Source organism: Vibrio sp. nBUS_14, assembly GCF_051201655.1.
Classification (GTDB): Bacteria; Pseudomonadota; Gammaproteobacteria; order Enterobacterales; family Vibrionaceae; genus Vibrio.
In genome coordinates, this window is sequence record NZ_CP179207.1 from 728277 (window position 1) to 741380 (window position 13104).

Here is a 13104-nt window from a genome sequence, read left to right on the forward strand (position 1 = left end):
GGCGTGCGGTCTTAGCTAGACTACGGGCAAGAACTCGATATCTTCTCAATCATCGGCATTGCTTTGATTCTGGCTGGTGTGGTGATTATCAACATGTTTTCGACGTCAGTGAGTCATTAGGGGAACTAGTTGTGTTATGCGTGAGGGGGGCACAACTTTGTGACTCGTTATGTACGCAACACAAGAGTTTCAGCTACTGAACTTGTTAAGTTTAACCCTCAAGAACTTATTCCTAGTTAACTTCTCAATAGTCGAATCGGTTGATTCTCGACTGACACATCCCTGCCGGTTTATTTGACAGATTGAATACTCTACACAATTTAGCGACGAGCCTTTCCCGACTAGAATTCACTCAAACGCAGTAAATATTCAAAATATGCAACAACAAGCATTTTGTTTGGTTGACTTTCTTCTAACTTATTGATTTTATGGAAAGTTACAAAGAGAAGATCGCATTATCTTATTACTTGCTATTTAAAGGTCGCTATAGCGACTTTGCTACTACTTGTTATAGATTTTGTGGAAATCACAAGTTACACACATAAATAATAATTATTACTTATACAACAGAGTCAGAGATGCGAATTTTAATTTTCTTAATAGTTTCTATTAGCTTGGCTGGGTGCACTCAAGATCGACATCAAGAAGATATTGAAGCAAAAAAAGCTGCATACTTTCAACAGGCAGAGCAAGGGGACGCTCATGGTCAATTTAATCTAGGCGTTATGTATGAAGACTGAAAAGGTGTATCTCAGGACGATACACAAGCAGTGTTTTGGTTTAGAAAGGCCGCTGAGCAAGGACACGCGCTAGCTCAAAACAATCTAGGCACCATGTACGCAGAAGGCCGAGGTGTTTCTCAGGACTATAAAGAAGCGGTGTCTTGGTATAAAAAGGCCGTCGAGCAAGGACATGCGCTAGCTCAAAACAATCTAGGCGTTATGTACGGAGAAGGCCGAGGTGTTTCCCGAGATGATAAAGAAGCGGTGTTTTGGTATAAAAAGGCCGCTGAGCAGGGGATTGTAGATGCTCAACATAACCTTGGAATGTCTTACGAGCAAGGTGCGGGTGTTTCTCAAGACGATAAAGAAGCGGTGTATTGGTATGAAAAGGCTGCAGAGCAGGGGCATGCGAGATCTCAAAACCATTTAGGGTGGATGTACGATGAAGGCATCGGTATTTCTCAAGATGATAAAGAGGCGGTGTCTTGGTACGGAAAGGCCGCTAAGCAAGGACTTGCGACAGCTCAAAACAATCTAGGCGTTATGTACGCAAAAGGTAGAGGTGTTTCTCAAGATGATAAAGAAGCGGTGTCTTGGTATAGAAAAGCCATGGAGCAGGGTGATGTAGATGCTCAAAACAATCTAGGTGTTATGTACGCAAAGGGCACCGGTGTTTCTCGAGATGAAAAAAAAGCGGTGTCTTTGTACACAAAAGCAGCTGAGCAAGGACTTGCGACAGCTCAATACAATCTTGGATCAATGTACGCAGAAGGTAAAGGTGTGACTAAAAACAATAAAACAATAAAACATCTTACATGTGGTTAAAATTAGCTCAATATAATGGCAAGGAAGGGATGCAAAACGACTTCGATATAATGACTAAAAGAATGACATTAATCGATGTCAATGAGGCGAAAAAAAGAGCTAAAATATGTTTGGAGTCTGATTACATTCGATGTAATTAAATACAACCTTCATGCAACGTCGATAGTTGATTGAACTTAACCGCACTTAATCCGCTCCGAGATTTAGACATATAACAGGCTCCCATAGGGAGTAATGCCGATCAGTTAAAGCCAAAGTGATCGGTTGAACGATCCTCCAGAACTGTCAAAATCCAAGTGTATTTAATGCACTTGGATTTTTTTATGGATGTTTCCCAAGCTCTAAACATAATTAATGATTGGAAACCTAGCAACGTTGAAACTTTGTCTGACTTGCTTCCAATTGACCTCATCGATGAAGCTTATTCTCTTACTGATACTGTCACTATGAGAAAGAGGAAATTAACTCTAGAATCCATGGTTTGGTTACTTGTTGGAATGGCTATCTACAACAATAAATCCATGAAAAACTTAGTTAACCAGCTCGATATTGTCGACCGTACAGGTAAAGCTTTTGTCGCACCGAGCGCGTTGACTCAACGACGAAAGACGTTGGGTGAAGACGCAATTAAAGCGGTCTTTGAGCGAATGACAACCTCATGGTTAAAAAGTGCAAAGTTACCCCAGTGGAATGGATTAACGCTGCTTGGCGTCGATGGAGTTGTTTGGCGAACGCCCGATAATCCACAAAATGAAAATGCATTTTCTCGACAAAAAGGGACACAATATCCGCAAGTGAGAATGGTCTGCCAAATGGAACTAAGCAGTCACATAATCACGTCCAGTGCCTTTGATAATTACAATACAAACGAAATGGTATTAGCTGAAAAACTGATAGAAAAAACACCGAATCATAGTGTGACAATGTTCGATAAGGGTTTCTATTCTTTAGGTTTATTACATAAATGGCAAGACTCTGGCTCAGAGCGCCATTGGCTTATTCCCCTCAAGAAAAATACACAATATGATATTGTTCAATCTTTAGGGCGAAATGACAAACTGGTTCAACTACACAGTAATCCAAGGGCGAGAAAGCTATGGCCTGATTTACCAAAGTCGATAACCGCTCGACTTGTCACTCGTAAAATTAAAGGAAAAGACTACCAAGTATTAACTTCCATGACGGACTCTCTGCGTTACCCATCAAAAGATATTGTAGGCCTCTATGAGCATCGTTGGGAAATAGAGTTAGGCTACCGAGAACAAAAACAATACATGCTTGGAAACCGTCTTACGCTGCGAAGTCGTTTACCGGAGCTGGTAAAGCAGGAGTTATGGGGCATCTTGCTTACTTACAATTTAATCCGATATCAGATGGTCGAGCTTTGCTTCAATTTAAAGGGAAATTATCTTCCCTATCAACTGAGTTTTAACGGCACATTGGCTCATGTATCAGCGTTACTTGTAGGCTTACCTTACTCAACACCAGGCGCAATACCTCGGCAGTTAAAGGGGTTCCACAACATGGCTGAAAGCTTAATACTTGAAGGGCGAAGGGAAAGAACATTCCCTAGAAAAGTTAAACCTAGGCCACAACGATATGCTAAGAACAAAAATGCCGTTCACTCTTAAGTGAACGGCATTACTCCCATAGGGAGCCGTTTTTACACTACAAAGTCAATTCGAAGGGTGAATGTCTTCTAGCTACACCGCTAAAGGCTTTTTATTCAATAATAGTGGTTTGAGTGGAACCGCATTTAGTTGGCATCTAAACTAACCTTTTACTAGTGCGATTTTACGCATCGTGCTCGCTCTCCAATACTCACCTTTCCATACCTAAAGTTACCCACGACTTGCTAATTTAGAGTAAGTCCTGAGACACTTTTGTCCAACAATGAGCAGGGCTACCCTTTCTCACACCCCAATACAGCCAAAAACGCATCCAAATACTGCTCAATAGTCAAATCCGCAGATACTGGCGGTAGTTCTACAGTAATACACGGTAGGCTTCTTTCTTGGCACCATGTGCCGAATGAGCCAGGGGTTTCGTAATCGACGTCTTCGACGAGCGGTAGGTTGAACTGTTTGCTTAGCCAAGAAGCGAGTTCCGATTGAGTTGGGTCGTCGACCATAGCGAGTGGTTCGTGGAAAGAGATGACGAATTTGGGCTTACGCTGTTCAATGAGCTTGATGAGTGACTGCACTTCTGGCTCGATCTGGTTGGTTTGCCCCGTCTTTACTTTTACGTCTCTGACTGGGGTGTTGGAGCTCCAGCGATAGACGGTGCCGTTCTCTGTCCAGTTTTGAGTCGGGAAGGCTCGGTTTAAATCGACTTGATTGGCGTTAGCGCGAGTGCCTAACTGGTTGCCATCTGGGTTCATCGACAGAATCACATCGTGTCGTAAGTTGGCGGCAGGCAAACTCCTTAGCGCGCAAGACAAACCCACGATAGAAGCAGTTTCATCGCCGTGTGTACCCACTAAAATTAGCCCGCGAGATTCGCTTTTTATTTGCGCTGGGAAATAGAGCAAGGGTGCGCCCAATACTGACTTGCCATATGGCAGCGGCTTTATTGAAAATGCAGCTCTTTCCGTTCTTGGAATTAAACTCACCTTAATCTCCTGATTGATCAAGTACTATCAAGTATTGACTATTACACAAACCTACTTAAATAAACTAAAGCGTTAAAACTCGTCAACAGTCGCATTGTTAATTTTATTACTTGCTTCAAAGATAGGCTAGGAGAGCAAAAACATATGGATTTTAAGAAATATTCAACGGCGTTACTTATTTCATCTCTATTGCCCCCTTTTATCTCAGTGACTGCCGTTGCTGACACATTGCCTGCCGGAACTTCTCTGGCGAAAGAACAACACTTAGTGCGTGCGAGTGATGCAGAAGCGGCGACACTCGATCCTGCAAAGGCAGAAGGCTTACCTGAAATGCACATACTACGCGATCTGTTTGAAGGCTTAGTGATCCAAGACCGCGATGGTAATATTACCCCAGGTGTTGCACAGTCTTGGGAAACCGAAGATAACCAGACCTTTGTATTCCACCTGCGTAAAGACGCGCAATGGTCTAATGGCGATCCGGTGACGGCCGATGATTTCGTGTATGCGATACGACGAGCGGTAGACCCTAAAACGGCATCGCCAAATGTGTGGTACCTGAAGCTCACCAAAATCAACAATATTGCAGATGTGGCAGAAGGTAAGAAGCCGATTGAAGAGCTAGGCGTGTCGGCTGTTGATAAACACACGGTGAAGTTCGAACTCGACAGCCAAGTGCCTTACTTTGTGGCCATGACGGGCCACACATCCATGATGCCAGTGCATAAATCAGCCCTAGAAAATAGCGACAAGCCGTGGAGCGATCCTAAGCAGTTTGTGGGGAATGGCGCGTTTGTATTGGACGAGTGGGTGGTTAACGAGCGCATTGAACTGAAGAAGAACCCGAAATATTGGGACAACGCAGATACGCACTTAACCGAAGTGACTTACATTCCGTTCGAGAACCAGAATGCCTCGATCAACCGTTATGCGGTGGGCGAGGTTGATATTACTTCAGACGTGCCGACACACATGGCGCAGCAGCTCAAAACCAAATACCAAGATGCGTTTACTGCAGTACCTTTGTTGTGTACTTACTACTACGCGTTCAATACCACGCGACCTCCATTTGATGACGCGCGAGTGCGCAAAGCGGTGTCGTATTCAATGATGCGTGATGTTATCACTAACGGTGTCACTCAGGTGGGTAACTTACCGGCTTATACCTTTGCCCATGAGTACACGGCTGTTTTGATGCGACTCAGCCTGAATACAGCACATGGACTCAAAAGGAGCGCGACCAAAAGGCGAAAGAGCTGTTGAAAGAAGCGGGCTACGATGCAGCTAATCCATTGGATTTCAAATTGCTCTACAACACCAGTGAATCGAATAAGTCGATTGCAGCGGCGATTGCTTCCATGCTGAAAGGTAATCTAGGCGCGCAAGTTGAGCTAGAAAACCAAGAGTGGAAATCTTACCTAGTATCACGTCGCCAAGGTGATTTTGATGTGATGCGGGCTTCTTGGTGTGGTGATTACAATGAAGCGTCGACATTCTTGAGCCTACTGCGTTCTGAATCTTCCGGTAACTTCGCGCGCTACAACAACGACAAATACGACACAGCAATGGACAGCGCATTGGCCGCAACCAGTGAACAAGATCGTCAAGGTTTCTATGATCAAGCGGAACAGTTACTGGCTGAAGATATGCCTATCGTGCCAATTTATTACTACATGCAGGCTCGCCTAGTGCGACCAAGTGTTGGTGGCTTTGCGAAGAACAACGTGGAAGGGCGCATCTATTCTAAGGATCTCTACATCACTGAGTAATTGAGCCTCTGACATATCAATAGAAATAGAAGAAAAGGGACGTTGATCATAAATATCTGATCAATGTCCCTTCGTCATTAATCTGTAACTGGAACCGCAAAAAACTGAAACCTGATTGAAGTATTTTTCACTTTTATTTCAATCAGGTGAAGCCATGTTACCCCTTTTACGTGCCCTTGTAGCGTTCGAAGCTGTTGCCCGCCTCGGTTCTATCGGCGCTGCTGCCCGAGAGCTTTGTGTTACGCAAGCTGCGGTGAGTCAGCAGCTCAAAAGTTTAGAAACCTTTCTCGATACCACCTTGTTTGAACGCAGCTCTAAAGGCGTGAAGCTGACGTCGGCTGCCCAGCATTACCAACCGATTGTGGCGGGCTCACTCGCTCACCTGAAATTGCAGACTCAAATCCTGTTCGGAGAAAAAGAAACCGACGTGTTGAGCCTGCGCGTTAACCACACCTTTTGCCATAACTGGCTGTTACCTCGCCTGCCATCTTTTTATCAAAAATACCCTTTTATCAGGCTCGATATTCAGCTGGTGGACTGGCCATCAACCACTCCTTGTCAGAATGTTGATATGGAGCTGACCAACGGCAAGGTCGAAAGCGAAGACACTCATTGCGAGCGATTGTTTCAAGAACATTGGCAGTTGGTGTGCAGCCCTCAGTTCTAAGCCGACCATCAAGAACTACTTAGTAAGCCTGACTTCGCTGCGCTGCCAACAGTTCAGGTGAAAGGCTACCGAGAAAACTGGTTGCAATGGCTCAGTCATAACCAATTCGAGATGACATTGCCCAAAGTGTTGCTCGAAGTGAGTAACTCTCTGCATGCCTTAGAAGCGGTCAAGCATGGCATTGGAATGTTGTTAGTGCGCTCCCTCGCTGTGTCTGAATTGCTAAAGAAAAACGACCTTGTATTAGCAAGTGATTCGTCAATGCCTGCCGAATCGGCCCACTACCTGATTACCAAACACAGTCGCAGTGCCAAGGTGAATTTCTTCTGCGATTGGCTCTATCACCAGATGGAAGACGGTGAACTGGAGGAAAGATTTTCTAATGGGTAGCCATAAAAAAAATGAAGGGCGCTCTTACTAACCTGTCACACAAACCCCTTAATTTAACCGCATACAAATAAGGACGAGGTCACTATGAGTGCTTTCTCAGAACCAATGAAAAACCGCTTAAAGGTACTGTTATTTACCGCACCGTTGTTGGTGCCACTGTTTACTTTTTGGCTCGTACCATTTGGTTATTCGATTTATATCAGCTTCACCGATTGGGATTACATCTCGCCAGATTATTCGTTCATCGGTTTAGAAAATTATCAGTACATGGTTGAAGACTATGAGTTCATTCAAGCGGTACTCAACACGTTTTGGTTCTCGGTTGGTGTGGTGATTCCCACCATCATTCTTGGTCTTGTGTTTGCGATGTTGCTACACAAAAACTTCAAGGGCAGCCAGTTTTATTCTGTGGATACAGAAAACCACGGGTTTACCCGTGGATGAATGCCTTTGGAGACGGTACGATGGATAAATGCAATATTACACCTCATCCCATAGTGTCTACTACACGAAGTATCACGTAGTTTGGGTAACTAAGTACCGTCGGAAAATCCTGAATCCTGGTATGTGCAGCTACCTACGGAAGGTTATGCCAAAGTTACTGCGAAGTTTACCTGGCGTTGAGATTGAGACGATAGGCTTTGATGAAGATCATCTGCATATGATGATGCTTATCCCACCGAAATACAGTATTTCAGACGTCATGGGTAAACTAAAAAGCCAATCGTCGCACCACATGCGAAAAACGTTCAGTTGGCTAAGTAAGGTTTACTGGAAAGAGAACATTGTGTGGTCGCCAGGTTACTTTGTCAGTAGCGTAGGCGTGAATGAACAAGTTATAGCGAATTACGTTAGACACCAGGGCGAAAAGGATTCTGGTCAACTCCGCATGGAGTTGTAACAGTAAGTACCCCGTGCATGCACGGGGGTATCTACCGTGCGGTGATCTTCTCCCCTTGGATTACACCAACCGTCGCGGTGTCGATTGTGTGGTCTTGGGTTTTTGAAACTAAATCGGGTTTGGCAAACCACTTACTAGAGTCGGCAGGGTTTAGCGCTATTCCATGGTTAGAGAACGGAAATACAGCCTTGATTGCGGTGATTATCGTGACGGTGTGGCAGGCGATTGGCTGGACGATGCTGTTTTACATCAGTGCGCTTAATAAGATTCCTGAGTCTCTGTATGAAGCCTCTTTGATTGATGGTTGCAGCAGCTTAACGCGATTTTTGAAGATAACGCTGCCGCTGATTTCCCCAACGACGTTCTTCTTGGTGGTGGTCAACATTATCACGGCAATGCAGGCGTTCGATCAGTTCCAGATCTTAACGCAAGGTGGGCCGGGTGGTGAGACTCGTACCTTGTTGTACTTGTTCTACCAACAAGCGTTTGAACGTTACGAAATGGGACCTGCGGCCGCGACATCGTTAGTGATATTCCTGATTACTGGATTACTGGATTACTGGATTGCTGGCACTTATTAATACCTACATCGGCAAGCGCTGGGTGTACTACTAGTCGATTTTTGAAAGGACAGAATTATGACCACGCAAGTATTGGATGCCAACCAAGTATTAAATCAGAGCGCAGCGAAAACCAAAGTTAGAGCTCAAGTCAAAGCGACGAAGTCAGAAGTTGCGTCAAAGAAAGCCTCAGCGGATTGCCGTTCGTTCCTCACACTGGCGAAGCACCTTTTCTTGGCAACCTGCGGAACCATTATGGTGTTTCCGTTCTTATGGATGCTGTCTGGTTCGCTGAAAAGTAACGATGAGATCTTTACTAACCCGCTGGACTTGATTCCAGAGCAGTTTCGCTGGGAAACCTTTGTTGAAACTTTCCACAGCGCGCCGTTTGGCTTGTACATCTTCAACAGCTTTAGTGTGGCTTTGTTCACTACCTTGTTGGTGATTGTGAATTCAGCGATGTTTGCATACGCGCTGACTCAGCTGAAGTTTCGCTCGAAGACAGTGCTCTATTTCGTCGTGATGGGCTGTTACATGCTGCCGGGCGCAGTGACGTACATTCCGTCTTACATCACCTTGGCAAAACTGGGTTTGTTGGATTCACACATGGGCTTGGTGGCGTCGAACGCGGCGTCGGTGTTCGGTGTGTTCTATTTACGCCAAGTGTTTATCAAGGTGCATCCGTCGCTGATTGAAGCGGCACGAATTGATGGTGCAGGTGAGCTCAAGATCTTATGGGCAATCATCTTACCGCAATGCCGAGCAGCAGTCGCAACACTGTTCCTCATCACTTTTATTACCAATTATAACAGCTACATGTGGCCAAGTCTGGTGATTACGACTCAGGATTTAAACCTGATCGCTACTGGTATTCGTCACTACTTTATTGCCGAAGGTAACTATGGGTTGAACTGGTCGCAAATCATGGCGGCGAGCACCATTGCAGTATTGCCTTTGTTAATTCTATTCGTCATTTGTCAAAAGACGATTCTTTCAGGTATCGCCGATAACGGCGTAAAAGAGTAAACGGAAATGAAACTAAAAACTCTCGCACTAGTGTGTGCTGGCGCAGCAAGCGCGTCTATGTTCTCTAGCAGCGTTCTTGCCGCAACCGAAGTTAACTTTTGGTATTCCGGTGGTACTAAGCCACAGCAAATGATGACTAAGCTCATCGAAGAGTTCAACGCGAGCCAAGATGAGTATGTGGTGAAGCCAGCATTGCAAGGCAACTACACGGAAACCTACCAGAAGCTACAAGCTGGCTTGGCGTCGAAAACCGCGCCTGAACTTGTGTTGTTAGATTCAGGTCGTGCGGAAGCGATGCACGGACGTGGTTTGAGCCGTGACTTAACGGCTTTCATGGATGAAGAGTTTAACTTCTCTGACTTCATTGGTGCGTTTAAAGATCAAGTCACCGCAGACGATGGCACCATCATCGGCTTGCCTGCTTACGGCACAACTCAAGTGTTTTACTACAACAAGCAGGTATTGGCAGACAACGGTTTTACCGAGCAAGACCTAAACACATGGCAAGGCGTGGCTAAGGTCGCTGAGAAAGTCACACAACGTGATGAGAAAGGTAATGTGACCTTCTACGGCTGGGAGCCGATGTGGGGGCAAGACAACATGATTGACGCGGCATTTTCTAACGGCGCTAAGATCATCAGTGATGACGGTAAGAAGGTGCTGATTGACTCTCCTGAGTGGGTTGAGGTTTGGGACAGCTTCCGTAAGTGGATTCACGATGATCAAATCATGCGTATTCACTACGGTGGTCAAGGCTGGGAATACTGGTACAAAACCATTGATGACGTGATGAAAGACAACGCTCTAGGCTACACCGGTTCATCGGGTGACCAAGGTGACTTGGACTTCACTAAGCTTTCAGCAACCACGCAACCAGGTTGGGGCTCAAACCCTTCTGCACCACAAGCGGGTGCGCTGGTTTACGTAATGCCAAAAGGCACAGATGACGCTGCGGCGAAAGGTGCATTTGAGTTTGTTGAGTTCTACACCAACGCGAAAAACACCGCAGCTTGGTCAATGTTCACCGGTTACATCCCAGTGCGCAACAGTGTTTCTGAAGTTCCAGAATACCAAGCGTTCACCAAAGATAACCCGCAAGCCCTGATTCCGTTGAAGCAAGCAAACACGGCGACCAAAGATTTCCTCGACCCTACCAACGGTAAGATCATGGATGCGCTGAAGGTAGCTACGGACCAGATTCAAATCCAAAACGTGCCTGCTGATAAAGCGCTAAAACAAGCGGCTAAGAAAGCACAACGTGCACTAGACCGAGCGAATCGTTCTTAATCTGTAAAGTGGTTAGCTCTTGGCTATTAGTAACGAAGAGCGATTAACTAACAAAGGCCCATCTATTCGGGTGGGCCTCTTTTTGACCCAGTCCTTCAATTAGGACGAATTTGGTGAAGACAATGACCCAATTTCAAGGTGAGCTGCCGTTTGGCAGAGTACGTATCTCCTTTGATGTGCCAGCAGGTTCTCACAGCGTAATGATTACCGGCACAACGGTGAAAAAAGGATTCTTGTACGCAGCGGCGTATGATGCTAACCAAGCATTTCGTGGCAAAGTGCTGTTTGAAAAGGCGCACAAGTCACTCACTATCCAACCGGAAAACTCTGGGCTAGGCGCGATTGATGGTGCGATTCCATCGGGCGAGTGGTTTTTAGAACTTTACAACCTCGAAGGTGAGTTTCGTACCGAGCGTGCGATGCAGTATCAAGTCGATGTACTTTGTTCTGAAGAGTTAGTTAATAGCGATGCTGAGTTAGAACTGACCCCAACGGTGACAAGTTCTCACGATATCGAGTTTGATTACAGCCACATACTGAGTTCTGATTCGCGTTGGTATCGTGGCGATTTACACGCTCACACTCAGCTTTCTGATGGTCACAATACCTTGGCCGCGGCTAAAGACATTGTGGAATCACAAGGGCTCGATTTTTCTTCTTTACAGAGCACAACATCTGCCAGCCCAAGTTGCCTGTTTCTAACCAGTGTTTGTTTTTGCCTGCGTTAGAAGTCACGACCGATCTTGGGCACTTCAATGTTCATGGCCCAGTTAAGTCTTTGGACCTTAGAGACGTTGAACACAGCAGCCAAGCGACCATGGAAGCTGGATTGAGCTTAGCTAGAAGTGGACACAATGTCGGACACAGTTCCCTTGGCATTAATCACCCGATGATGAAGCCGTGGCACTGGCATTACGATCAAGTCGATCTTAGCCAAATTTCTACGTTTGAAGTGTGTTGTGACCCAACTTGGTCGACTTCACCCAAAGCGACCGAAGAAGCGTTGTTGGTGCTTAATGAAATGTGGAATTGTGGCCAGCGACTTACCGCAATTGGCGGCAGTGATTCGCACCTTGAACCTCATGGGCGTAATCCAAAATCGGATGAGCCTTCTATTTACGGTGACCCATCAACTTTCGTATACAGCCACGGCTTGAGTGGTGAAGGCATCTTGTCTGGTCTGCGTAATGGGCAAGTTTACTTAGAGCGACGTTGCGGCTTGAAGTTTGACATCAACTTAGGTGATTTACTGCCGGGCAACGATTCTCAAGGCCAACCACTAACATACCGAATTGCGGTCTCTGATTCAGAAAACCCTTACTACGCAGAGTGCGTGGTGGATGGCGAGATTGTTGACCGAACCGCTTTAAATGATGAGCTGCAAAGTATCCATATTGATGAAGGCTACCGTTGGTGTCGTGTCGATATTCGTCGTGGAGATCTTCCATGCTCAACAGGATCGAACAGCACTCAACCTTCATCTATTAATAATGAATTTGAAGGCTGCATCAATGCCGTATTCGACGGCAAACAACCAGAATTTAACCAACCCCTAGTGCGTACTTGGGGAGAACTAATGGAGCGAATGAGCCGTGATGGAGTTTAAGGCGATGTTATTTGATAAAGACGGCACATTGTTAGAGTTCCACAAGATGTGGCTCAACGTTTCTCGTGGTGCTTGTGAGCGTGTGAAATCTTTCAGTGACCAGCATCAGGGTAATCAAACTATCACACCTGCTGAGTTACTCTTGGCCATCGGTGTTGAAGGTGATGTGGTTGATAACTATGGGCTATTAGCCTCAAACCCAGTGGAAGATACCGCGACAGCGTGGTTCAACATGCTGCAACCTAATGTCTCACTCGCTGAGTTCACTAAGGTGACCAAAGCCGCTTTCAATGACGAAGTGGAAGAAAACCCAAGCTGGATTGAAGCACTACCAGGTGTGGCTGAAAAGCTGGGTGTGTTTAAACAGCAGGGCATGATTTTAGGCATCGCGACCGCAGACACCAAAGACTCAACCATCTACACACTAGAGCAATCGGGTTTGAGTGAGATGTTTGATTATATTGGTTATTCCGATGGTGATATCGAACCTAAACCAGCGCCAGCACTGCTCAATGCCTTCTGTGAGCAATGCGGTATTGAGCCACATGAAGTGATCATGTTTGGTGACACGGTTTCGGATATGGAATTTGGCCGCAATGCAGGCGCAAGCAATGTCGGCGTGCTGACGGGTACAGCACAACACAGCGAGTTAGAGCCAGTGGCGGATCTGGTTATCGCATCAGTCGCTCATTTTGAGCTCAACCAATTGCAAGAACGTGGCTAAAACGTCCACGACAGAT

At 45.8% G+C, this 13104-nt stretch carries 8 protein-coding genes and 6 pseudogenes; 13 read left to right on the forward strand and 1 reads right to left on the reverse strand.

The annotated features are described in order from the left end of the window. Nucleotides 1-15 precede the first annotated feature (15 nt). The 4 genes and pseudogenes from ACMAZD_RS20795 to ACMAZD_RS20810 all read left to right on the forward strand — a co-directional run. A pseudogene (locus ACMAZD_RS20795) lies at nucleotides 16-120 on the forward strand (QacE family quaternary ammonium compound efflux SMR transporter); the annotation flags it as partial. Nucleotides 121-578: 458 nt separating this feature from the next. Beyond that, nucleotides 579-740 (forward strand): hypothetical protein, encoded by a 162-nt coding sequence (locus ACMAZD_RS20800; protein WP_435250435.1) that lies wholly within the window; start codon nucleotides 579-581, stop codon nucleotides 738-740. Nucleotides 741-770: 30 nt separating this feature from the next. Next, on the forward strand, nucleotides 771-1547 hold the full coding sequence (locus ACMAZD_RS20805) for a tetratricopeptide repeat protein (protein WP_435250436.1): 777 nt from the start codon (nucleotides 771-773) through the stop codon (nucleotides 1545-1547). A 323-nt stretch (nucleotides 1548-1870) separates the two neighbouring features. Continuing rightward, nucleotides 1871-3178, forward strand: a complete 1308-nt coding sequence (locus tag ACMAZD_RS20810) for an IS4 family transposase (protein ID WP_435250437.1) — start codon at nucleotides 1871-1873, stop codon at nucleotides 3176-3178. Nucleotides 3179-3450: 272 nt separating this feature from the next. Here ACMAZD_RS20810 and mpaA read toward each other — a convergent pair whose 3' ends face one another. Next, nucleotides 3451-4158, reverse strand: a complete 708-nt coding sequence (gene mpaA, locus ACMAZD_RS20815) for a murein tripeptide amidase MpaA (RefSeq protein ID WP_435250438.1) — start codon at nucleotides 4156-4158, stop codon at nucleotides 3451-3453. Nucleotides 4159-4302: 144 nt separating this feature from the next. On the opposite strand from mpaA, the pseudogene ACMAZD_RS20820 reads away from it, so the two are divergent. From ACMAZD_RS20820 to ACMAZD_RS20860, 9 genes and pseudogenes are all read left to right on the forward strand, one after another. Beyond that, nucleotides 4303-5927, forward strand: a pseudogene (locus tag ACMAZD_RS20820) (ABC transporter substrate-binding protein). A 154-nt stretch (nucleotides 5928-6081) separates the two neighbouring features. Continuing rightward, nucleotides 6082-6984 (forward strand): annotated as a pseudogene (locus ACMAZD_RS20825) (LysR substrate-binding domain-containing protein). An 84-nt stretch (nucleotides 6985-7068) separates the two neighbouring features. Beyond that, nucleotides 7069-7389: pseudogene (locus ACMAZD_RS20830) on the forward strand (carbohydrate ABC transporter permease); the annotation flags it as partial. Nucleotides 7390-7456: 67 nt separating this feature from the next. Next, nucleotides 7457-7885 carry an IS200/IS605 family transposase gene (gene tnpA, locus ACMAZD_RS20835; RefSeq protein ID WP_140150538.1) on the forward strand — a complete coding sequence of 143 codons (429 nt, stop codon included), beginning with the start codon at nucleotides 7457-7459 and terminating at the stop codon, nucleotides 7883-7885. Nucleotides 7886-7917: 32 nt separating this feature from the next. After that, nucleotides 7918-8500, forward strand: a pseudogene (locus tag ACMAZD_RS20840) (carbohydrate ABC transporter permease); the annotation flags it as partial. A 23-nt stretch (nucleotides 8501-8523) separates the two neighbouring features. Continuing rightward, nucleotides 8524-9471 carry a carbohydrate ABC transporter permease gene (locus ACMAZD_RS20845; RefSeq protein WP_435250439.1) on the forward strand — a complete coding sequence of 316 codons (948 nt, stop codon included), beginning with the start codon at nucleotides 8524-8526 and terminating at the stop codon, nucleotides 9469-9471. Between the two features lie 6 nt (nucleotides 9472-9477). After that, entirely contained in the window at nucleotides 9478-10758 is a 1281-nt protein-coding gene (locus ACMAZD_RS20850) for an extracellular solute-binding protein (RefSeq protein ID WP_435250440.1), read from the forward strand. Nucleotides 10759-10880: 122 nt separating this feature from the next. Beyond that, a pseudogene (locus tag ACMAZD_RS20855) lies at nucleotides 10881-12364 on the forward strand (CehA/McbA family metallohydrolase). Next, nucleotides 12354-13088: an HAD family hydrolase gene (locus ACMAZD_RS20860; RefSeq protein WP_435250569.1), complete on the forward strand. Its 735-nt coding sequence runs from the start codon at nucleotides 12354-12356 to the stop codon at nucleotides 13086-13088. Before ACMAZD_RS20855 ends, ACMAZD_RS20860 begins: the two are co-directional and overlap by 11 nt. Nucleotides 13089-13104 lie beyond the last annotated feature (16 nt).

Coding starts and splice junctions, on each gene's coding strand:
- ACMAZD_RS20800 (WP_435250435.1), top strand. CDS start 579: ATGCGAATTTTAATTTTCTTAATAGTTTCTATTAGCTTGGCTGGGTGC.
- ACMAZD_RS20810 (WP_435250437.1), top strand. CDS start 1,871: ATGGATGTTTCCCAAGCTCTAAACATAATTAATGATTGGAAACCTAGC.
- tnpA (WP_140150538.1), top strand. CDS start 7,457: ATGCAATATTACACCTCATCCCATAGTGTCTACTACACGAAGTATCAC.
- ACMAZD_RS20845 (WP_435250439.1), top strand. CDS start 8,524: ATGACCACGCAAGTATTGGATGCCAACCAAGTATTAAATCAGAGCGCA.
- ACMAZD_RS20850 (WP_435250440.1), top strand. CDS start 9,478: ATGAAACTAAAAACTCTCGCACTAGTGTGTGCTGGCGCAGCAAGCGCG.
- ACMAZD_RS20860 (WP_435250569.1), top strand. CDS start 12,354: ATGGAGTTTAAGGCGATGTTATTTGATAAAGACGGCACATTGTTAGAG.